Source organism: Planomonospora alba, assembly GCF_039534085.1.
Lineage (GTDB): Bacteria > Actinomycetota > Actinomycetes > Streptosporangiales > Streptosporangiaceae > Planomonospora_B > Planomonospora_B alba.
Genome location: NZ_BAAAUT010000046.1, coordinates 40,951 through 61,942, shown reverse-complemented (window position 1 = coordinate 61,942; position 20,992 = coordinate 40,951). Strand labels below are relative to the sequence as shown.

Here is a 20,992-nt window from a genome sequence, read left to right as displayed (position 1 = left end):
ACCGCCCCAGGAACACGGGACCCGGCCGGGGAGTCCGTACGGCCCGCCGCCCCGGGTCAGATGGTGAGGGGGGCGGGGCGGCGGCGGAGGAGGAGCATGGCGGCGTCGTCGGCCAGCGGCCGGCCCACGTGGCGGAGCAGGTCGGCGCGGAGGGCGTCGAGCGCGAGCTGGGGGTCGGAGTCGTCCAGCAGGTGGGCGCGGTCGGCCAGCGGGTAGAACTCGCCCTTGCCGTCGCGGGCCTCGATGACCCCGTCGGTGTAGAAGAGGATCTGGCAGCCCGGCTCGAACGGCAGCTGGTGCGGCACGGGCTCCACGGATTTGAGCGTGCCCATGCCCAGGGGGAGCGCGTCCTCCGGGGGGTGGGCGAACCACGGGTCGCCCTCGGCCGTGAGCACCATGGGCGGCGGATGGCCGCAGTTCAGCACGGTGACGGAGGTGTCACCGCTGATCTCGGCGAGCACGGCGGTGACGAACTGCTCGCCGGACAGCTCCCGGGTCAGCGCGTTCTCCAGGCGGCAGACCACGCCCTCGAGCTTGGCCTCGTCGTAGGCGGCCTCCCGGAAGGCGCCGAGCACCACCGCGGCGGTCTCCACGGCCTCCAGCCCCTTGCCCTGGACGTCGCCGACGATGATCCGGACCCCGTGCGGTGTGGTGACCACCTCGTACAGGTCGCCGCCGATCCGGGCCTCGGCGGTGGCGGAGGTGTAGGAGACGGCGACGCCGATCCCCGGCCCGGCGCGGCGCGGCACCGGCCGGAGCAGCACCCGCTGGGCGGCCTCGGCCACCGAGCGGACGTCGGCGAGCCGGCGCTCGTGGCGGAGCCGTCCGGCGCTGGCCAGCACGCTGGCCACGGTCACGCCGAGGATGGCGGCGACGGTGGTGTTGGTGCGGGGCGTCCAGAGGATGCCGTTGTAGACGCCGAGGGCCACGCAGAGCACGAGGGCGATGACGCCGACGACCGTGGTGCGGGCCAGGCCGCACGCGACGCTGGCGAAGGCGGGGCCGAGGGCGAGCAGGGGGAGGAGGCCGGCGGTCGGGCCGGTGCCGAAGTCGATCAGGGCGACCACGGCCATCACGGCGAACGGCAGCAGCTTCAGGGTGGCCTGGGTCTTGCCGGTCTCCACGGAGGACAGCAGGCGGGTGAAGGCGCGGCCCCTGAACGCGGCCAGCGACCTCAGCAGGGCGGCGTGCCGTTTCTCCGGGCGTGACGAGGAGCGAGTGTGACGGTCCCCACTCCTGAGCATCTCACCGCGTTTCGCTGGACGGCCCGTTTGTTTTTTCCTACCACAGCGATAGGCATGGGCGTCGTACTACACGCGATGTTTAACGAAGACGGCACGTGGCGGGAGGCGGGCGCGCCGGGGCCCGGTGCGCCCGCGACCGGACGGGCCGTCAGAAGGAGTCGACGGCGCGGCGCGCCTCGGGGTCCAGGACGCCCCAGTTGATGAGCTCCTCGGTGAGCTCGCTGGGCGACTTGTCGTAGATCACGGCCAGGGAGCGCAGGTCCTCCTGGCGGATGGACAGCACCTTGCCGTTGTAGTCGCCGCGCTGGCTCTGGATCGTCGCCGCGTAGCGGGCGAGCGCGCCGGCCTTCTCCTTGGGGAGCTGGGAGAGGCGCTCAAGGTCGATCACAAGCTTCGGCGTGGGGCCGAGCGGGCTCGGGGCGGCTCCGCCGGGCAGCAACTCCGAGACCGGCACCCCGTAGAAATCCGCGAGTTCGGCAAGCTTCTGCACCGTGACCGCACGGTCGCCACGCTCGTAGGAGCCGACGACAACCGCCTTCCACCGTCCACGGGACTTCTCCTCGACTCCGTGCAGGGACAGCCCCTGCTGGGTGCGGATGGCACGGAGTCGTGCACCCAGCGACTTGGCGTATTCAGACGGCATCGTGTGGCCCCCCGGTCTTCTCTAATGTACTGCTTTCACTTGATTGTGCTACCTCACGTCGTATGCTCCGGTCACCGGGTCGGCACCCAGGGTAGGTGTCCGCGGTGACCGGAGAGTGAGGGTTCACCCGATAACATCACGACGTGTGGTTACGCACAGTGACGGTAAAGGGGTGGGCGCCGAAGGTCAAGCTGATTGGAAAAAAGAGGTCGAATCCGGTCCGGTGAGGGTCCTCCGTAAACGCCGCGCTTGTCCCCCTCCGTGCTCTCCGCCGTCCGCGCCTCACCGCTGGCTCCCGACCCCGTTGAGACGGGAGTGGCGGTAGCCGTACGGGAAGTAGGCGGCGAGGCCGGCCGCCCCAGGGGGACGAGCCCGGCCAGGACGCCGACGAACAGGCTGGCGATGAGCGTGTCGGCCGCCGGCACCCGGCGGCCGGGTCCTTTCCTCGGCGGGGCGGTGCGGCGGTCCGCCGGCGGCGGACCGGGTCCCGTCCGGGCGGGGACGGGACCGCCGGGTCACAGGGTGCTGGCGAGGGGCCAGGTGGCGTTGGGCGTGATGATGGTGCCCGCGTGGCCGCCGATGATCTGCTCGGTCTCGTCCAGCCGGCCGATGGCGGCCATGTCGCCGGTCTTCTCCACGAAGGAGCAGGCCGCCTCGACCTTCGGTCCCATCGAGCCGGCGGGGAAGTCCTCGGCGCGCAGCTCGTGCGGGGTGGTGTGGCCGATCTCCTCCTGCTCCGGGGTGCCGAAGCCCCGCATGACCCGCGGCACGTCGGTGAGGATGAGGAAGGCGTCGCACTCCAGCGCCTCGGAGAGCAGGGAGCCGGTCAGGTCCTTGTCGATGACCGCCTCGATGCCCTGCAGGCGGCCCTTCTCGTTCCGGATGACCGGGATGCCGCCGCCGCCCGCGCAGACCACCACGACGCCGTCGCGGACCAGCCCGCGGATCAGCCGGGTCTCCACCACCCGCTGCGGCTGGGGCGAGGGCACGACCCGGCGCCAGTGCGGCCCGTCGGGTCTGACCGTCCAGCCGTTCTGCGCGGCCAGCCTCTCGGCCTCGGCCCGGTCGTAGACCTGCCCGACGAACTTGGTCGGGTCGTCGAAGGCCGGGTCCACCGCGGAGATGAGCGTCTGGGTGACCACCGAGATGACCTGGCGGCCCGGCAGCGCGTTCTGCAGCGCCTGGAGCATCCAGTAGCCGATCATGCCCTGGGTCTGGGCGCCCAGGGTGTCGAAGGGGTAGGGCCGGGTCAGGTTGGGGTCGTTGGCGCTCTCCAGCGCCAGCACGCCGACCTGCGGGCCGTTGCCGTGGGTGATGACGAGCTCGTGCTTTTCGGCCAGCTTGGCCAGGGAGGCGACCGCGAGGCAGACGTTGTCCTGCTGGGTCCGGGCATCGGGCTTCTGGCCCCGCTGCAGCAGCGCGTTGCCTCCGAGTGCGACCAGGACGCGCATGTCAGCTCCCCAGGGTGGCGACCATGACGGCCTTGATGGTGTGCAGGCGGTTCTCGGCCTCGTCGAAGACGATGGACCGGGGCGACTCGAAGACCTCCTCGGTCACCTCCAGCGCCTCGTGGCCGGTCCTCTGGTAGAGGTCCTCGCCGACCGAGGTCTCCCGGTTGTGGAAGGCCGGCAGGCAGTGCATGAACTTCACCCCCGGGTTCCCGGTCGCCTTCACCAGTTCGCCGTTGACCTGGTACGGCATGAGCAGCTTGATGCGCTCGTCCCAGACCTCCTTGGGCTCGCCCATGGAGACCCACACGTCGGTGTAGAGGAAGTCGACGCCCCTGACGCCCTCCGCCGGGTCGTCGGTGAGGGTGACCGAGGCACCCGTCTTCGCGGCGAGCTCCTTGGCGGGGCCGACGACCATGCCCTCCTCGGGCCAGAGCGTCTTGGGCGCGACGATCCGCACGTCCATGCCGAGCAGCGCGCCGGTGACCAGCAGCGAGTTGCCCACGTTGTTGCGGGCGTCGCCGAGGTAGGCGTAGGAGACGCCGTGCAGCGGCTTGTCGCTGTGCTCCTGCATGGTGAGCATGTCGGCGAGCATCTGCGTGGGGTGCCACTCGTCGGTGAGGCCGTTCCACACCGGGACCCCGGCGTAGGCCGCCAGCTCCTCGACGTGGGCCTGCTTGCGGCCGCGGAACTCGATGCCGTCGTACATCCGCCCGAGCACCCGCGCGGTGTCCTTGACCGACTCCTTGTGGCCCATCTGGGAGCCGCTCGGGTCGAGGTAGGTGACGTTCGCCCCCTGGTCGTAGGCGCCGACCTCGAAGGCGCAGCGGGTCCGGGTCGAGGTCTTCTCGAAGATCAGCGCGATGTTCTTGCCCTTGAGCCGCTGCTGCTCGACGCCGGCGTACTTGGCGGCCTTGAGGTCGGCCGCGAGCTTGATCAGGTAGCGGAACTCCTCCGGGGTGAAGTCGAGCTCCTTCAGGAAGCTCCGGTTGCGCAGGTTGAATGCCATGGGCGTGTCCTTACGTGGTGGTGAGGGGTGGGGTGGGACGTCCCGCCCGGCGGGCGCGGGGCTAGATCCCGTCGCGCTCGATCGGGCAGCTCATGCAGCGCGGGCCGCCGCGGCCTCGGCCGAGCTCGCTGCCGCGGATGGTGACGACCTCGATCCCGTTGGCCCGCAGGTGGTTGTTGGTGGTGGTGTTGCGCTCGTAGGCCACGACCACGCCCGGCTCGATCGCCAGCACGTTGCAGCCGTCGTCCCACTGCTCGCGCTCGGCGGCGTGCACGTCCTGCACGGCGGTCAGCACCCTGATGTCGTCCAGGTCCAGCGCGGCGGCGATGGCCTTGTGCATGTCCTCCGGCGCGTGATCGGTGATCTTGAGTTCCTTCTCGTTGTCACCCGGCTCGATCGTGTGCGAGGGCAGCATGCCGAGCCCGGCGTACTTGGTGAAGGTGTCCGCGTCCACCTGGGTCATGACGGTGTCCAGGTGCATGAACGCGCGCGCCTTCGGCAGGTCCAGCGCGACGATCCTCCTCGCGCCGCCCTTGGCGAACAGGCTGCAGGCGAGCATCTCCACGGCCTGGGGCTGGGTGCGCTCGCTCATCCCGACCAGCACGGCGCCGCGGCCGATGACCAGCACGTCGCCGCCCTCGATGGTGGCCGGGGCCGCCGCGGTGCCGGGCATCCAGACGTGGTAGCCGTCCTCGGCGTCGGGCCGGTCGTAGCCGCCGGCGAACATCGGGTGGTAGCGGTAGACGGCCTCGTAGTTGACGGTCTCGCGCTGGCGGGCCTTCTTGCGCATGGCGTTGACGGACACGCCGTTGTAGATCCAGCAGGAGGTGTCGCGGGTGAACAGGTGGTTGGGCAGCGGCGGCAGGACGAAGTCGTCCATGCCCATGGTGTGGAAGGTCAGGCTCCTGGGCTCGGAGGAGAACTCCAGGAACTCGCGCTTGGTGAGGCCGCCGGTGAGGAAGGGCTGGAGCGTCGCCGCGTCCATGGAGTCGAGCGTGTTGCGGATGGCGTCGGTGGCCAGCGGCCCGAACCAGCGCGCGTCGATGCTGCCGTCGAGGATGTGCTTGCGCGCCTCGGGGATCTCGGTGATCGTGCGCATGATGTCGGAGAGCAGGTGCACGGTGATGCCGCGGTCGCGCAGGACCTGCTGCCACTCCTCGTGCTCCTCCATGGCGCGCTGCACCCACAGCACGTCGTCGAAGAGCAGGTCGTCCTTGTTGGACGGGGTGAGCCGCTTCAGCGCCAGGGCGGGCCGGTGCAGGATGACCTGGCGGAGCCTGCCCACCTCGGAGTCGACGTGAAAGGGCATGTCCGGATCTCCTTGATCGGTGTGTGCGGGTCAGGAGGGCGGCGTCGCGGGCGACGCCGGGACCTCGCCCCGCGGGCCGTACTCTCCTCGCTTGGCCTTGACCCAGATGTAGACCGGGATGCCGACGAGCATCATCAGGAAGCCGATGAAGATCGCCTCCATACCGGCACCGTACGTCATCCAGAAGGCGAACAGGATGGCGAGGGTGGTGATGGCGAGGTCGCGGCCCAGCCGGGCGCCGCTGACCCTGCGGGCCCCGGTGACGAGCCAGAACAGCTGGGCGCAGGCGGAGAAGAAGTACGGGATGACGGTGGTGAAGGTGGCGATGAGCAGGATCTGGTTGAAGCCGCTCCCGGTGCCGAAGTAGTTGTAGACGGCGACCAGCGAGGTCAGCGCCGCGCCGAGCACGATGCCGAAGGCGGGCGCGCCGCGGCGGTTCTCGCTGGCGAAGACCTTCGGGAACATGCCGTCCCGGGCGGCGGCCAGCGGCATCTCGGCCACCAGCATGGTCCAGCCGTTGATCGCGCCGATGCCGGAGACGATCGCGCAGGCCGCCATGACGCCGCCGCCGACGCCGCCGCCGAACATGGTGTTGATGGCGTCGGCGAACGGGGCGGTGGAGTCCACCAGCCGCTCGTGCGGGACGGTGCCGAAGACGGCGAACGTGCTGAGCATGTACATCGCGGCGCAGATCAGTACGCCGTAGACGCTCGCCCGGCCGATGTTGCGGACCGGGTCGGTGACCTTCTCGGCCACGATGGTGGCGCTCTCCACGCCGGAGTAGATGAACAGCGTCAGCGCGCCCGCGGTGGACAGGGCGGCCGGCCAGCTGCCGCCGGTGACGTTGAACCCGCCGAAGTTGGCGCCGTCGATGAAGAACAGGCCGACCACGGCCACGAAGACCAGCGGGATGAACTTCAGCACCGCGGTGACCAGCGCGAACCAGCCGATGTTCTTGACGCCGGACAGGTTGATCAGCGCCGGGATCCACAGGGCGACCAGCGCGAGGGCGAGCTGGCCGCCCAGGGACGTCCAGCCCAGGAAGTAGTTGACGTAGTTGACCCAGACCACCGCCATGGCGGCGTTGCCGATCCAGGAGGTCAGCCAGAACGACCAGGCGTTCCAGAAGCCGGAGAACTCGCCGAAGGCGTCCTTGGCGTAGGCGTACGGCCCGCCGCTGGCCGGGACGCGGGCGCCCAGGCGGCCGAAGACCACGGCCAGCGCGATGGCGCCGATCGTGACGACGCCCATCGACAGGATGCTGACCGTGCCGTAGGCCGCCAGCGAGCTGGGGAGCAGGAACACCCCGGTGCCCACGATGTTGCCCACCACGAGGGCGACGGCGGCCGGCAGCCCCAGCTTGCCGGGTCGGGCCACCAGGGCGCCCCCGGGGCCCGCGGGACCCCGGCCGGCCGGGCCCTGCTCGGAAGTGACCGGTCCCTGACGGTGCGAACCAGGTGTCTCCCCCATCGTGCGCCCCCCGACGCTCGGTCCTCCGCGTCACCCGCGTCCGCGGGCGACCCCCGCGGGGATGCCCGTGACGGATGGGGCGAAACGTTCGGTTTTCCCAGGTGAGACGGGTGTGCCGAGGGGGGTCGGGGCGGCCGCCCGGTCCCCGCCGTCGTCCTCGGTCTCCTCGACCTCCAGGGGAGGATCCGGTGGGCGGCGGTCCGCCGGGTGAGCATGGAGACGAACGCGGTGCGGACCACGTGCACCTCGCCCACCCCGTCCTCGCGGGTGGGCCGGTCGGAGGCTTTACCGGGCGAGAGCGCCTGGATGGTGCAGGTATCGTGCCATTTATCATCTTCTGTCGTTATTAGTGTGATAACCGCCCGGTTCTGGGCGGGCGTCCCGCGGCTGGTACCGTGAGGGCGTCGACTTCCTTTAAGACCCGTCCCGTGAGGCGGGAAAGGTGGTGTTCTCCTTGGCCGACGCCGTTTCGCATGCCCGAAGTCAGGTTCCCGACGGGGTCGCGGCGCACGCCGTCCTCGAAGGCCCCGACATCAACCGGGCACTGATCCGCATCTCCCACGAGATCCTCGAACGCACCAAGGGCGGCGAGGACATCGTCCTGCTCGGCATCCCGACCCGCGGGGTCCACCTCGCCCGCCGCCTGGCCGAGCACATCCGGCGCTTCGAGGGCCGGACCGTCCCGGTCGGCTCCCTCGACATCACGATGTACCGCGACGACCTGCGCACCAAGCCCGCCCGGCCGCTCGGGCGCACCGAGCTGCCCGCCGAGGGGGTCGACGACCGGACGGTCGTGCTGGTCGACGACGTGCTCTACTCCGGCCGCACCGTGCGCGCCGCGCTCGACGCGCTGGGCGACCTGGGCCGCCCGCGCGCCGTCCAGCTCGCCGCCCTGGTGGACCGGGGCCACCGCGAGCTGCCCATCCGCGCCGACTACGTCGGCAAGAACCTCCCCACCGCCAAGTCCGAGATCGTCAAGGTCTACGTGGAGGAGACCGACGGCCGCGACGCGGTCGTGCTCCTGAAGGAGGGGGACAAGTGAAGCGGCACCTCATCTCCGCTGCCGACCTGAGCCGCGACGACGCCCTGCTGATCCTGGACACCGCCGACGAGCTGGCGAAGATCTCGGAGCGGTCCATCAAGAAGCTGCCGACCCTGCGCGGCCGCACGGTGGTCAACCTCTTCTTCGAGGACTCCACCCGGACCCGGATCTCGTTCGAGGCCGCGGCCAAGCGCCTGTCGGCCGATGTGATCAACTTCTCCGCCAAGGGCTCCAGCGTCTCCAAGGGCGAGTCGCTCAAGGACACCGCGCTGACCCTCCAGGCCATGGGCGCCGACGCCGTGGTCATCCGGCACGGCGCCTCCGGCGCGCCGCACCGGCTGGCCGGCTGGGTGCGCGGCAGCGTCGTCAACGCCGGCGACGGCACGCACGAGCACCCCACCCAGGCCCTGCTCGACGCCTTCACCATGCGCCGCCGCCTCGGCTCGCTGGACGGCCGGAAGGTCACCGTCGTCGGCGACGTGCTGCACAGCCGGGTGGCCCGCTCGAACGTGCTGCTGCTGTCCACGCTCGGCGCCGAGGTGACGCTGGTCGCCCCGCCGACCCTGCTGCCGGTGAACGTCGACTCCTGGCCCTGCGAGATCTCCTACGACCTCGACGCGGTGCTGCCCAAGTCCGACGTGGTGATGATGCTGCGCGTGCAGCGCGAGCGGATGAACGCCGCGTTCTTCCCCACCGAGCGGGAGTACAGCCGCCGCTACGGCCTCGACCGCGACCGCGTCGCCAAGCTGCACGACGACGCGCTCGTGATGCACCCCGGGCCGATGAACCGGGGCATGGAGATCGCGGCGGAGGTGGCCGACTCGCCGCGCTCGACGATCGTCGAGCAGGTCGCCAACGGGGTGACCACGCGCATGGCCGTTCTGTACCTGCTGCTCGGCGGCGCCAACCTCGGGGGAGAAGACCAGTGAGCATCGTCATCAAGGGCGCGCGGATCTGCGGCGGCGAGCCCGCCGACATCCTGATCGACGGCACCGACATCGCCGAGGTCGGCCGGGGCCTGACCGGCGACGAGACCGTGGACGCCGACGGCCTGGTCGCCCTGCCCGGCCTGGTCGACCTCCACACCCACCTGCGCGAGCCCGGCCGGGAGGACGCCGAGACCGTCGAGACCGGCACCCGCGCCGCCGCGCTGGGCGGCTTCACCGCCGTGCACGCCATGGCCAACACCTCCCCGGTCGCCGACACCGCCGGCGTCGTCGAGCAGGTCTGGCGGCTGGGCCTGGCGGCCGGCCACTGCGACGTGCAGCCGGTCGGCGCGGTCACCGAGGGGCTCGGCGGCGAGCGGCTGGCCGAGCTCGGCGCGATGGCCGACTCCGCCGCCCGGGTCCGCGTCTTCTCCGACGACGGCAAGTGCGTCTCCGACGCGGTGCTCATGCGCCGGGCCCTGGAGTACGTCAAGGCCTTCGACGGCGTGGTCGCCCAGCACGCCCAGGAGCCGCGCCTGACCGCCGGCGCGCAGATGAACGAGGGCTCGGTCTCCGGCAGGCTCGGCCTGACCGGCTGGCCGGCGGTCGCCGAGGAGGCGGTCATCGCCCGCGACTGCCTGCTCGCCGCGCACGTCGGCTCCCGGCTGCACGTCTGCCACGTCTCCACCGCCGGCTCGGTGGAGATCATCCGCTGGGCCAAGTCCAAGGGCTGGAACGTCACCGCCGAGGTGACCCCGCACCACCTGCTGCTCACCGACGACCTCGTCGAGGACTCCCCGCTGGGCGCCTACAACCCGATCTACAAGGTCAACCCGCCGCTGCGCACCCGCGCCGACGTCGAGGCGCTGCGCGAGGCCCTGGCCGACGGCACGATCGACGTGGTCGCCACCGACCACGCCCCCCACCCGGTCGAGGACAAGGAGACCGAGTGGGCCGCCGCGGCGATGGGCATGATCGGCCTGGAGACGGCCCTGTCGGTGGTCCAGGAGGCGATGGTGGAGACCGGCCTGCTCGACTGGGCGGGCGTGGCCGAGCGCATGTCGTACGCCCCGGCGCGGATCGGCCGCCTGTCCGGCCACGGTCGGCCGCTGGAGGCCGGCTCCCCGGCCAACATCACCCTCTACGACCCCTCGGTGCGCGCGCAGGTGGACCCGTCCTCCTACGCCTCCAAGAGCCGCAACACCCCCTACGAGGGCCGCAGCCTGCCCGGCCGGGTCGTCGCGACCTTCCTGCGGGGCCGCCCGACCGTCCTCGACGGCAAGCTCGCGTGACGGCCGTGCCCCGTCCGCCCGCGCATGGCGCGGCGCGTCCCACATCGTGGAGACGCCCCGCGTCCATGCGCCGGATATTTCATACTTTCATTACCAATGACCGAGATGAGTGGGATGCTCTGTGACTGAGCTGAACGAGCGGACCGGCGCCCGGGCGGAGGCAGACGGCGCGCGGGCCGCGGTCCTCGTGCTGGAGGACGGGCGCGTCTTCCACGGAACCCCTTACGGCGCCGAGGGCGAGACCTTCGGCGAGATGGTCTTCAACACCGGGATGACCGGCTACCAGGAGACCCTCACCGACCCCTCCTACCACCGCCAGATCGTCGCGATGACCGCCCCGCACATCGGCAACACGGGCGTCAACGACGAGGACCCGGAGTCCGGGCGCGTCTGGGTCGCGGGCTACGTGGTCCGCGAGCCCGCCCGCGTGCACTCCAGCTGGCGCGCCACCCGGTCCCTGGACGACTACCTCGTCTCGCAGGGGGTCGTCGGCATCGCCGTCCCCGGCACCCGCGCGCTCACCCGCCACCTGCGCGAGCGCGGCGCCATGCGCGCCGGGATCTTCTCCGGCGAGGCCCTGGCCCCGGTGGAGGAGCTCCTGGAGCGGGTCCGGCGCAGCCCCGCGATGGAGGGCGCCGACCTGGCCGGGCAGGTCTCCTGCGCCGAGCCGTACACGGTGCCGGCGATCGGCGCCAGGAAGTACACCGTCGTCGCGGTGGACCTGGGCATCAAGGCCATGACCCCGCACCGGATGGCCGAGCGGGGCTGCGAGGTGCACGTGCTGCCCGCCACCGCCACCGCCGCCGACATCCTCGCCCTCGACCCCGACGGGGTCTTCTTCTCCAACGGCCCCGGCGACCCGGCCGCCGCCGACGGCCCGGTCGCGGCGCTGCGCGGCGTGCTGGAGGCCGGCAAGCCGTTCTTCGGCATCTGCTTCGGCAACCAGATCTTCGGCCGCGCCCTGGGCCTGGGCACCTACAAGCTGCGCTACGGGCACCGCGGGGTCAACCAGCCGGTCCAGGACCGCCGGACCGGCCGCGTCGAGATCTCCGCGCACAACCACGGCTTCGCCGTGCGGGCGCCGCTGGACGGGCCGTTCGACACGCCGTACGGCCGGGCGGAGGTCAGCCACGTCAACCTCAACGACGACTGCGTCGAAGGGCTGCGGCTGATCGACCGGCCCGCCTTCAGCGTCCAGTACCACCCCGAGGCCGCGGCCGGCCCGCACGACTCCGCGGGGCTCTTCGACCGGTTCTGCGCTCTGATGGAGCAGTCGAGGGGACGGGGGAGCGGAGCGGCCGGCGAGGGACGAGCCGTCCGCGCCGCGAGTGAGGAGCCGAGCGCGACCATGAACACAGGGGAGAACGAGCGTGCCTAAGCGGACGGACATCCAGTCGGTCATGGTGATCGGCTCCGGGCCGATCGTGATCGGGCAGGCCTGCGAGTTCGACTACTCCGGCACCCAGGCGTGCCGCGTGCTGCGCGCCGAGGGCTTCCGGGTGATCCTCGTCAACAGCAACCCCGCGACGATCATGACGGACCCGGAGTTCGCGGACGCCACCTACGTCGAGCCGATCACCCCCGAGTACGTCGAGAAGATCATCGCCAAGGAGCGCCCCGACGCGCTGCTGCCCACCCTGGGCGGCCAGACGGCGCTCAACACCGCCATCGCCCTGCACGAGGCGGGCGTGCTCGACAATTACGGCGTCGAGCTCATCGGCGCCGACGTGGACGCCATCCAGGCGGGCGAGAACCGCGAGCGCTTCAAGGAGATCGTCGCCAAGGTCGCCGCCGAGCACGGCCTCAACGCCGAGTCGGCCCGCTCGGTCGTCTGCCACAGCATGGACGAGTGCCTGGCCGCGGCCGAGCAGCTCGGCTACCCGCTGGTGGTGCGGCCCTCCTTCACCATGGGCGGCGTCGGCTCCGGCTTCGCCCACGACGAGGCCGGCCTGCGCCGCATCGCCGGCGCCGGTCTGGACGCCTCGCCGACCACCGAGGTGCTCCTGGAGGAGTCCATCCTCGGCTGGAAGGAGTACGAGCTGGAGGTCATGCGGGATGCGGCCGACAACGTCGTCATCGTCTGCTCCATCGAGAACATCGACCCGATGGGCGTGCACACCGGCGACAGCGTCACCGTGGCCCCCGCCCTGACCCTCACCGACCGCGAGTACCAGAACATGCGCGACGTCGCCATCGCGGTCATCCGCGAGGTCGGCGTGGACACCGGCGGCTGCAACATCCAGTTCGCGGTCGACCCGCGGACCGGCCGCATGGTCGTCATCGAGATGAACCCGCGCGTGTCGCGCTCGTCGGCGCTGGCGTCCAAGGCCACCGGCTTCCCGATCGCCAAGATCGCCGCCAAGCTCGCCGTCGGCTACACCCTCGACGAGATCCCCAACGACATCACCAAGGAGACCCCCGCGTCGTTCGAGCCCACGCTCGACTACATCGTGGTCAAGGTGCCGCGCTTCGCCTTCGAGAAGTTCGCCGGGGCCGACACGACGCTCACCACCCACATGAAGTCGGTCGGCGAGGCCATGGCCATCGGCCGGTCCTTCCCCGAGGCGCTGCAGAAGGCGCTGCGCTCGCTGGAGAAGAAGGGCGCCGCCTTCTCCTGGGCGGGCGAGCCCGGCGACAAGGACGAGCTGCTGGCCGCCTGCCGCGCGCCGCACGACGGCCGGCTGCGCACCATGCAGCAGGCCATCAGGGCCGGCGCCACCATCGAGGAGCTGCACGAGGCCACCTCCGTCGACCCGTGGTTCCTGGACCAGCTCATGGCGATCGACGAGATCGCCGCCGAGGTGCGCGAGGCGGCCCAGCTCGACGCCGCCGTGCTGGAGCGGGCCAAGCGGTACGGCTTCTCCGACGCGCAGATCGGCGAGCTCCGCGGCATGGACGAGGCGCGCGTGCGCGACCTGCGCCACGCCCTGGGGGTCCGCCCGGTCTACAACACCGTCGACACCTGCGCCGCCGAGTTCGCCGCCCGCACGCCGTACCTGTACTCCACCTACGACGAGGAGACCGAGGTCCCGTACGGCGACCGGCAGAAGGTCATCATCCTCGGCTCCGGCCCCAACCGGATCGGCCAGGGCATCGAGTTCGACTACGCGTGCGTGCACGCCTCCTTCGAGCTGTCGGCGGCCGGCTACGAGACCGTCATGGTCAACTGCAACCCCGAGACGGTCTCCACCGACTACGACACCTCCGACCGGCTCTACTTCGAGCCGCTCACCCTGGAGGACGTGCTGGAGGTCGTCCACGCCGAGCAGCAGACCGGTCCGGTCGCGGGCGTCATCGTCCAGCTCGGCGGGCAGACCCCGCTCGGCCTGGCGCAGGCGCTCAAGGACGCGGGCGTGCCGATCGTCGGCACCTCGCCGGAGTCGATCCACCTGGCCGAGGAGCGCGGCGCGTTCGGCCGGGTGCTCGCCGAGGCCGGGCTCCCCGCGCCCAAGCACGGCACCGCGACGACCGAGGCCGAGGCGCTGGAGATCGCCGCGGAGATCGGCTACCCGGTCCTGGTCCGCCCGAGCTACGTGCTGGGCGGCGCAGGCATGGCCATCGTCTACGACGACGACACCCTCGTCACCTACATGTCGAAGGCGGGCGCGGCGAGCGACCACCCGGTGCTGGTGGACAAGTTCCTCGACGAGGCCGTCGAGATCGACGTGGACGCGCTCTTCGACGGCGAGGAGCTGTACCTCGGCGGCGTGATGGAGCACATCGAGGAGGCCGGCATCCACTCCGGCGACTCGGCCTGCTCGCTGCCCCCGATGACGCTCGGCAGCCACGACATCAAGCGCATCCGCGCGGCCACCGAGGCCATCGCGCGGGGCGTGGGGGTGCGCGGCCTGCTCAACGTCCAGTACGCCATGTCCGCTGGCATCCTGTACGTGCTGGAGGCCAACCCGCGGGCCAGCCGTACCGTGCCGTTCGTCTCCAAGGCCACGGCGGTCCCGCTGGCCAAGGCGGCGGCCCGGGTGATGATGGGCGCGACCGTCGCGCAGCTGCGCGCCGAGGGCATGCTCCCGGCCGACGGCGACGGCGGCACCATGCCGCTGGACGCGCCGATCGCGGTCAAGGAGGCGGTGCTGCCGTTCAACCGCTTCCGGGGCGTCGACACGGTGCTGGGTCCGGAGATGCGCTCCACCGGCGAGGTCATGGGCGTCGACGCGTTCTTCGGCACCGCCTACGCCAAGTCGCAGGCGGCGGCCTACGGCTCGCTGCCGACCAAGGGGCGGGCCTTCGTCTCGGTCGCGAACCGGGACAAGAGGGCCATGATCTTCCCGGTGAAGGCGCTGGCGGACCTCGGCTTCGAGATCCTGGCCACCGAGGGAACCGCGGAGGTGCTGCGCCGCAACGGCGTCCGTGCCAAGATCGTGCGCAAGCAGAGCGACGGGACCGGGCCCGACGGCGAGCCGACGATCGGCCGGCGGATCCTGGACGGCGAGGTGGACCTCATCGTGAACACGCCCTTCGGCAGCCCCGGCCAGTCCGGGCCGCGGCTGGACGGCTACGAGATCCGCACCGCGGCCGTGCTGCGGGGCATCCCCTGCATCACGACCGTCCAGGGACTCGCCGCGGCCGTTCAGGGCATTCAGGCCATCGTCCGCGGCGACATCGGCGTACGGTCCCTCCAGGAGCACGCCCAGAGACTGCGGGGATGATGCCCTGAGCGGGAGGTGAGGGAGACGCCTGTCACGCCGGTACAGGTCACGGGCACGGTGCTGACGACGCGCCGGGTCGACGCCTACCATGCGCTGACCGTGGTCGCGCCCGGCATCGTCGAGCGGTTCCGCCCCGGCCACTTCGTGGGGGTGGCCGTCGGCGGGCCGGACACGTCGCTGCTGACCCGGCGCGCCCTCTCCGTCCACGACGTCAAACCCGACTACGGCGGCACGGTGGAGCTCGTCTTCACCGTGCGCGGCCCCGGCACGGCCTGGCTGGCCGAGCGCCGCGCCCGCGACACGCTGGACCTGGTCGGCCCGCTCGGCCGGCCGTTCCCGCTGCCGAGGGACCCGGTGACCTGCGTCCTGGTCGGCGCGGAGTACGGCTCCGCGACGCTCTTCGCGGTGGCCGACGCCCTCCAGCGGCGCGGCTGCCGGGTCGACTTCGTGCTCGGCGGCGCCTCGGCCGACCGGGTCTTCGGCGCCCTGCGCGCCCGCCGGATGGGGGAGACGACCACGCTCACCACCGAGGACGGCTCGCTCGGCATGCGCGGCCGGGTGACCGACGTGCTGCCCGGCGTGATCGCCGACGTCCGGGCCGACGCCGTCTACGCCTGCGGCCCCATGGAGACGCTGCGCGGCGTCACCGCGGTGGCGGTCGAGTTCGACATCCCGGTCCAGGTCGCCGTGGAGGAGCGGATGGCCTGCGGGATCGGCGTGTGCATGACGTGCGTGCTGCCGGTCATCGGCGACGACGGCGCCACCCGGATGGTGCGGGCCTGCGTCGAGGGGCCGGTCTTCCGGGGCGAGCGGGTGCGCTTCGACGACGTGGGGACGATCCCCTTCGACGCGCTCGGGGCGCCCGGCGGGGGCATGCGGCATGCCGGTTGACATGCGGACCTACCTCGGGCACGTGGAGCTGGCCAACCCGATCACCACCGCCGCCGGGTGCGCGGCCTCGGGCGCGGAGCTCGCCCAGTTCTTCGACCTGGGCCGGCTGGGGGCGGTGACCACCCGGTCGATCACGATGGCACCCCGGGCGGGCCGGCCGACGCCCCGGATGGCGGAGACGCCCTCGGGGCTGCTGTCGGCCGTCGGCCTGCAGGGGCCCGGCGTGGACGCGTTCCTGGCGCGGGAGCTGCCCTGGCTCGCCCAGCGCAACATCCGGACCGTGGTCTCCATCGGCGGCGGCACCGTGGCCGAGTACACCGCGCTGGCCCGCAGGCTGACCGACGCCCCCGGGGTGACCGCGGTGGAGGTCAACCTCTCGTGCCCCAACATCGAGGACCGGGGGCGGATCTTCGCCCGGGACGGCGCCGCCTCGGCGGAGGTGGTCGCCTCGGTGCGCTCGGTGATGCGCTACGACGTGCCGGTGGTCGCCAAGCTCGCGCCGGACGCGCTGGACGTGGTGAGCGTCGCCCGCGCGTGCGTGGACGGCGGCGCCGACGCCCTGTCGATGATCAACAACCCGCTGGGCATGAGCATCGACACCGAGACCATGCGCCCCTCGCTCGCCGCGGTCACCGGAGGCCTGTCCGGTCCGGCGATCCGGCCGCTGGCCGTACGCTGCGTGTGGCAGGTCCACGCGGCGCTGCCCAGCGTGCCCATCATCGGCATGGGCGGGGTGCTGACCGGCAGGGACGCCTTCGAGCTCGTCCTCGCCGGCGCCTGCGTCGTCGCCGTGGGCACCGCGCTGTTCCACGACCCCTTCGCCTGCCTGCGGATCCTGCGCGAGCTGGAGGAGCTGCTGGCGGCGCGCGGGTTCCACCGGCTGGCCGACGCCGTCGGCCTGGCCCACCGCCCGCCGGGGGCGACCGCCCGGCACCGTACGGACTTCGAGGAGAGCCCGCTGTGATGCCCGCACCCATCGCCGTCGCCCTGGACGCGCCCGACCTGGAGACCGCGGCCCGCTGGGCGAGCCTGGTGACCCCGCACGTCAGCACCGTCAAGATCGGGCTGGAGCTCTACCTGCGCTACGGGCCGGACGTCGTCGCCTCGGTGCGGGGGGCCAGCGGGGTGCAGGTCTTCCTCGACCTGAAGCTGCACGACATCCCCAACACCGTGGCGGGCGCGGCGCGGTCGGTGGCGCGGCTCAAGCCCGCGATCCTGACGGTCCACGCGGCCGGCGGGCCCGCGATGGTCCGGGCGGCGGTGGAGGCCGCGCCCGCGACGCGGATCGCGGCCGTGACGGTGCTCACGTCGCTCACGGCGGCCGATCTCGACCGGGCCGGGATCGCGGGCCCTCCCGGCGACGCGGTGCGCCGTCTGGCGCTCCTGGCCGTGGAGGCGGGCGCGCGGGCCCTGGTCTGCTCGCCCCAGGAGGTGGCCGCGGTGCGCTCGGAGGTCGGGCCGGACGTCACCCTCATCACCCCCGGGGTGCGCCCCGCCGGCGCCGACACCCAGGACCAGGCGCGGGTGGCGACGCCCGAGCGGGCGCTCGCCGACGGGGCCGACCTGCTGGTGATCGGCCGGCCGATCACCGGTGCGGCGGACCCCGGCGCCGCCGCCGCGGGCATCGCCGCGACGCTCCGCAAGGCCGCCGCCGCGGCCGGGCGGAGTGTGTGATCTTCGTCGCGAAAAAACACCGGGCAGGGCGCCATCTGACCGACGGTGAGCGATATTCCGGCCACGGAGGGTGAAGAAGAGTGCTTTCTGGGCGGAGAAACCGGGGTTGACGTTGCTTGGATCGCGATGACCAGCTAGTTTCCCTTCCCGTCCGAGTACATCCACAGGAAATTCGAGGTGACCCGGCGTGGCTCTTCCTCCCCTTACCCCCGAGCAGCGCGCCGCAGCCCTGGAGAAGGCTGCCAAGGCCCGCCGAGAGCGTGCCGAGGTCAAGAACCGCCTGAAGCACGGCGCGGTCTCTCTGGCTGAGGTCCTCAAGGACGGGCAGGCCGATGACGTCATCGGCAAGATGAAGGTCTCGGCCCTCCTGGAGTCGCTCCCCGGCGTGGGCAAGGTCCGCGCCAAGCAGCTCATGGAGCGGCTGGGCATCGCGGAGTCCCGCCGCGTGCGGGGTCTCGGCGCCAACCAGCGCGCGGCCCTGGAGCGTGAGTTCGGCGGGGCCGAGAGCTAGGACTAGTCTCGGTTCCACGCACGAACGCACGCTCACCCCGCGCAGGCGGGGACGGCATCACGGGGGGTCTGGAGTGGCCGGAACATCACGGCCCGGCGCGAGCCGGGTCCAGGGTGGGACCGCGGAGAGCGGATCCGGCGGCTCCACATCCCCGGCCGGGAGCCCGGAGGAGGCGCGCGCCTCCGCCGGGCGGCCCGGCAACCGCCTGACGGTCCTGTCCGGGCCGTCGGGCGTGGGCAAGTCCACGGTCGTCGCCGAGCTTCGGCGGGCACACCCCGAGGTGTGGCTGTCGGTCTCGGTGACCACCCGCAAGCCCCGCCCGGGGGAGACCCACGGGGTGGAGTACTTCTTCGCCGACGGCGAGGAGTTCGACCGCCTCGTCGCCTCCGGGGGGCTGCTGGAGTGGGCGGAGTTCGCCGGCAACCGGTACGGGACCCCGCGCGCCCCGCTCGAGGAGAAGCTCGCGGCCGGCGTCCCCGCCCTCCTGGAGATCGACCTCCAGGGCGCCCGGCAGGTCCGCGCGTCCATGCCGGAGGCGCTGCTGGTCTTCCTGGCCCCGCCGAGCTGGGAGGAGCTGGAGAAGCGCCTGCGCGGCCGGGGCACCGAGCCGGAGGACGTCATCGCCCGCCGCCTGGCCGCCGGCCGGGTCGAGATGGCGGCCGAGAAGGAGTTCGACGTCACGCTGGTGAACACGTCGGTCCAGGACGTGTGCCACCGGCTGATAACCTTGATGGCCGATGATTCCGAGGCGCCGCGCCCCGGACAGCCACCGAGCCAGGGGGAACACTGACGTGCCGACCACCGCGACCCACGCCGAAGGCATCACCCACCCGCCGATCGACTCTCTGCTCGAGGTCGTCGACAGCAAGTACAGCCTCGTGATCTTCGCGTCCAAGCGCGCCCGCCAGATCAACGCCTACTACTCCCAGCTCGGCGAGGGCCTGCTGGAGTACGTCGGCCCGCTGGTGGAGACCCACGCGCAGGAGAAGCCGCTGTCGATCGCGCTGCGCGAGGTCAGCGAGGGCCTGCTCAGCGCCGAGCCCATCGAGGGCTGAGACCCGCATGGCGGTGGCAGCAGCCGGCGGGCCCCCGGGCGCCCGGCCGGGCGTCGTCCTCGGGGTGAGCGCCGGCATCGCCGCCTACAAGGCGTGCGAGCTGCTGCGCCTGTTCACCGAGTCCGGCCACGACGTCCGCGTGGTCCCGACCCGCGAGGCGCTCCGCTTCGTCGGCGAGCCCACCTGGGCGGCGCTGTCCGGCAACCCGGTGGCCGTCGACGTCTGGGAGTCCGTGCACGAGGTGCCGCACGTCCGGATCGGCCAGGGCGCCGACCTGGTGGTGGTGGCCCCCGCCACCGCCGACGTGCTGGCGAAGGCCGCGCACGGCCTGGCCGGCGACCTGCTGACCAACACCCTGCTCACCGCGCGCTGCCCGGTGGTCTTCGCCCCGGCGATGCACACCGAGATGTGGGAGCACCCGGCGACCCAGGCGAACGTGGCGACCCTGCGCGGGCGCGGCGCGCTCGTGCTCGACCCGGCCGTGGGCCGCCTCACCGGCGCCGACACCGGCCGCGGGCGGCTGCCGGACCCCGTGGAGATCTTCGAGGTCTGCCGCCGGGTCCTGGCCGGGCGCGCCCTCGACCTGTCCGGCCGCCACGTGGTCGTCTCCGCCGGGGGCACCCGCGAGGCCATCGACCCCGTCCGGTTCATCGGCAACCGCTCCTCCGGCCTGCAGGGTTACGCCCTGGCCCGCACGGCCGCCGCCCGGGGCGCCCGCGTCACGCTGGTCGCCGCCAACGTCGCGCTGCCCGACCCCGCGGGGGTCACGGTGGTCGGGGTCGAGTCGGCCCTCCAGCTGCGCGAGGCCGTGCTGGAGGCGGCGGCAGGCGCCGACGCCGTGGTGATGGCCGCGGCGGTTGCGGACTTCCGCCCCGCCGCGCGGAGCGAATCGAAGATCAAGAAGACCGCGGCCGAGCCCGAGGCGATCCACCTGGTGAAGAACCCCGACATCCTCGCCGAGCTGGGCGAGCGCCGGCGCGAGGGGGGCAAGCCGTGCCCCGCGGTGATCGTGGGGTTCGCGGCCGAGACCGACGACGTGCTGGCGAACGGGCGGGCCAAGCTCGCCCGCAAGGGCTGCGACCTGCTCGTCGTCAACCAGGTGGGGGAGAACCTCGCCTTCGGCACCCCCGACAACGCCGCGGTGGTCCTGGCCGCGGACGGCGAGCCGGTGGAGATCCCGCGCGGGCCCAAGGAGGAGCTGGCCGACGTGGTCTGGGACCTCGTGGCCGCGCGCCTTCCCTGATCCGCTTGCCGGAGATCGCCGCCCGGCGGATACTGCGTCGGAGAGCGACCCGGAACGCCGTGCCAGGGGAGGATCCGACATGCCCGTGCCGGCCGCCGTCAGGGCGCGTTGCCGCGCGCTGCTCCCTTCCGGGCAGGACATCCGCTACGTCCTGCCCGCGCTGTCGGTGGGCCCGCCGGGGACGGCTGCCTTCCTGATCGTGGTGACCGACCAGGCGATCTACGTGCTGTCCACCACCTTCTTCGACCGGAACGTTCCGACCGCGATCCACGCCACGTACGCCCGGCGGACCCGGATGGGACCGGTGGAGTTCGCCGCGGGCGCGGCCATCGAGCTCGGCGGCACGGTCTTCGAGATCGACGAGGAGTACGCCGCGGTGGTCCACGCGGCCGACGCGGAGGTCTTCGCGCCGGAGACGCTCCCGCCCGACCCGCTCCCCGAGCTGTGACCCGGCGCCCCCGCTCCCGGCCCGCGGACGGCCGCGCGGCGGACGGGGACGGGCGGCCGGGGCGGGGCCCGGGTCCGGGTGCCGCCGGGGAGCGGTCCGGGTGCGGGACCGCCGCGGCGGACG

The 20,992-nt window shown here is 72.4% G+C and carries 19 protein-coding genes; 13 read left to right on the top strand and 6 right to left on the bottom strand.

Features of this window, described 5'->3' with window-relative positions; all coding sequences use genetic code 11:
* Positions 1 to 56: 56 nt before the first annotated feature.
* From ABD823_RS25140 to ABD823_RS25115, 6 genes are all read right to left on the bottom strand, one after another.
* Positions 57 to 1,244 (bottom strand): PP2C family protein-serine/threonine phosphatase, encoded by a 1,188-nt coding sequence (locus tag ABD823_RS25140; RefSeq protein WP_344863658.1) that lies wholly within the window; start codon positions 1,242 to 1,244, stop codon positions 57 to 59.
* A gap of 148 nt (positions 1,245 to 1,392) precedes the next feature.
* On the bottom strand, positions 1,393 to 1,887 hold the full coding sequence (bldD, locus tag ABD823_RS25135; RefSeq protein ID WP_068894204.1) for a transcriptional regulator BldD: 495 nt from the start codon (positions 1,885 to 1,887) through the stop codon (positions 1,393 to 1,395).
* A 515-nt stretch (positions 1,888 to 2,402) separates the two neighbouring features.
* Complete coding sequence (gene arcC, locus ABD823_RS25130) at positions 2,403 to 3,338, bottom strand: carbamate kinase (protein WP_344863657.1); 936 nt, start codon at positions 3,336 to 3,338, stop codon at positions 2,403 to 2,405.
* A 1-nt stretch (position 3,339) separates the two neighbouring features.
* Positions 3,340 to 4,344 (bottom strand): ornithine carbamoyltransferase, encoded by a 1,005-nt coding sequence (gene argF / locus ABD823_RS25125; RefSeq protein ID WP_344863656.1) that lies wholly within the window; start codon positions 4,342 to 4,344, stop codon positions 3,340 to 3,342.
* 61 nt (positions 4,345 to 4,405) lie between these two features.
* Entirely contained in the window at positions 4,406 to 5,653 is a 1,248-nt protein-coding gene (locus ABD823_RS25120; RefSeq protein ID WP_344863655.1) for an arginine deiminase, read from the bottom strand.
* A 30-nt stretch (positions 5,654 to 5,683) separates the two neighbouring features.
* Complete coding sequence (locus ABD823_RS25115) at positions 5,684 to 7,030, bottom strand: amino acid permease (protein ID WP_344863654.1); 1,347 nt, start codon at positions 7,028 to 7,030, stop codon at positions 5,684 to 5,686.
* 547 nt (positions 7,031 to 7,577) lie between these two features.
* Here ABD823_RS25115 and pyrR point away from each other — a divergent pair.
* From pyrR to ABD823_RS25050, 13 genes are all read left to right on the top strand, one after another.
* A complete protein-coding gene (gene pyrR, locus ABD823_RS25110; RefSeq protein ID WP_344863653.1) occupies positions 7,578 to 8,165 on the top strand; it encodes a bifunctional pyr operon transcriptional regulator/uracil phosphoribosyltransferase PyrR in 588 nt (195 codons plus the stop codon).
* Positions 8,162 to 9,094 carry an aspartate carbamoyltransferase catalytic subunit gene (locus ABD823_RS25105; protein ID WP_344863652.1) on the top strand — a complete coding sequence of 311 codons (933 nt, stop codon included), beginning with the start codon at positions 8,162 to 8,164 and terminating at the stop codon, positions 9,092 to 9,094. Before pyrR ends, ABD823_RS25105 begins: the two co-directional genes overlap by 4 nt.
* The gene (locus ABD823_RS25100; RefSeq protein ID WP_344863651.1) at positions 9,091 to 10,383 is read left to right on the top strand and encodes a dihydroorotase; all 1,293 of its coding nucleotides are present in this window, start codon (positions 9,091 to 9,093) and stop codon (positions 10,381 to 10,383) included. Before ABD823_RS25105 ends, ABD823_RS25100 begins: the two co-directional genes overlap by 4 nt.
* A gap of 130 nt (positions 10,384 to 10,513) precedes the next feature.
* Entirely contained in the window at positions 10,514 to 11,761 is a 1,248-nt protein-coding gene (gene carA, locus ABD823_RS25095) for a glutamine-hydrolyzing carbamoyl-phosphate synthase small subunit (protein ID WP_425566656.1), read from the top strand.
* The gene (carB, locus tag ABD823_RS25090) at positions 11,754 to 15,047 is read left to right on the top strand and encodes a carbamoyl-phosphate synthase large subunit (RefSeq protein ID WP_344863649.1); all 3,294 of its coding nucleotides are present in this window, start codon (positions 11,754 to 11,756) and stop codon (positions 15,045 to 15,047) included. The genes carA and carB overlap by 8 nt, the downstream gene beginning before the upstream one ends.
* A gap of 15 nt (positions 15,048 to 15,062) precedes the next feature.
* Entirely contained in the window at positions 15,063 to 15,938 is an 876-nt protein-coding gene (locus ABD823_RS25085; RefSeq protein WP_344863648.1) for a dihydroorotate dehydrogenase electron transfer subunit, read from the top strand.
* Positions 15,928 to 16,902: a dihydroorotate dehydrogenase gene (locus tag ABD823_RS25080; RefSeq protein WP_344863647.1), complete on the top strand. Its 975-nt coding sequence runs from the start codon at positions 15,928 to 15,930 to the stop codon at positions 16,900 to 16,902. Before ABD823_RS25085 ends, ABD823_RS25080 begins: the two co-directional genes overlap by 11 nt.
* Positions 16,902 to 17,612: an orotidine-5'-phosphate decarboxylase gene (gene pyrF, locus ABD823_RS25075; protein ID WP_344863646.1), complete on the top strand. Its 711-nt coding sequence runs from the start codon at positions 16,902 to 16,904 to the stop codon at positions 17,610 to 17,612. The genes ABD823_RS25080 and pyrF overlap by 1 nt, the downstream gene beginning before the upstream one ends.
* A gap of 187 nt (positions 17,613 to 17,799) precedes the next feature.
* Positions 17,800 to 18,123, top strand: coding sequence for an integration host factor, actinobacterial type (gene mihF, locus ABD823_RS25070; protein WP_344863645.1), 324 nt, complete (start codon positions 17,800 to 17,802; stop codon positions 18,121 to 18,123).
* A 205-nt stretch (positions 18,124 to 18,328) separates the two neighbouring features.
* The gene (gene gmk / locus ABD823_RS25065; protein WP_344863660.1) at positions 18,329 to 18,913 is read left to right on the top strand and encodes a guanylate kinase; all 585 of its coding nucleotides are present in this window, start codon (positions 18,329 to 18,331) and stop codon (positions 18,911 to 18,913) included.
* 1 nt (position 18,914) lies between these two features.
* Entirely contained in the window at positions 18,915 to 19,178 is a 264-nt protein-coding gene (gene rpoZ, locus ABD823_RS25060; RefSeq protein ID WP_344863644.1) for a DNA-directed RNA polymerase subunit omega, read from the top strand.
* 7 nt (positions 19,179 to 19,185) lie between these two features.
* Positions 19,186 to 20,421: a bifunctional phosphopantothenoylcysteine decarboxylase/phosphopantothenate--cysteine ligase CoaBC gene (gene coaBC / locus ABD823_RS25055; RefSeq protein WP_344863643.1), complete on the top strand. Its 1,236-nt coding sequence runs from the start codon at positions 19,186 to 19,188 to the stop codon at positions 20,419 to 20,421.
* Between the two features lie 79 nt (positions 20,422 to 20,500).
* The gene (locus tag ABD823_RS25050; protein ID WP_344863642.1) at positions 20,501 to 20,869 is read left to right on the top strand and encodes a hypothetical protein; all 369 of its coding nucleotides are present in this window, start codon (positions 20,501 to 20,503) and stop codon (positions 20,867 to 20,869) included.
* Positions 20,870 to 20,992: the final 123 nt, after the last annotated feature.

Coding starts and splice junctions, on each gene's coding strand:
- argF (WP_344863656.1), bottom strand. CDS start 4,344: ATGGCATTCAACCTGCGCAACCGGAGCTTCCTGAAGGAGCTCGACTTC.
- ABD823_RS25120 (WP_344863655.1), bottom strand. CDS start 5,653: ATGCCCTTTCACGTCGACTCCGAGGTGGGCAGGCTCCGCCAGGTCATC.
- ABD823_RS25080 (WP_344863647.1), top strand. CDS start 15,928: ATGCCGGTTGACATGCGGACCTACCTCGGGCACGTGGAGCTGGCCAAC.
- arcC (WP_344863657.1), bottom strand. CDS start 3,338: ATGCGCGTCCTGGTCGCACTCGGAGGCAACGCGCTGCTGCAGCGGGGC.
- pyrF (WP_344863646.1), top strand. CDS start 16,902: ATGCCCGCACCCATCGCCGTCGCCCTGGACGCGCCCGACCTGGAGACC.
- bldD (WP_068894204.1), bottom strand. CDS start 1,887: ATGCCGTCTGAATACGCCAAGTCGCTGGGTGCACGACTCCGTGCCATC.
- ABD823_RS25050 (WP_344863642.1), top strand. CDS start 20,501: ATGCCCGTGCCGGCCGCCGTCAGGGCGCGTTGCCGCGCGCTGCTCCCT.
- coaBC (WP_344863643.1), top strand. CDS start 19,186: ATGGCGGTGGCAGCAGCCGGCGGGCCCCCGGGCGCCCGGCCGGGCGTC.
- ABD823_RS25140 (WP_344863658.1), bottom strand. CDS start 1,244: ATGCTCAGGAGTGGGGACCGTCACACTCGCTCCTCGTCACGCCCGGAG.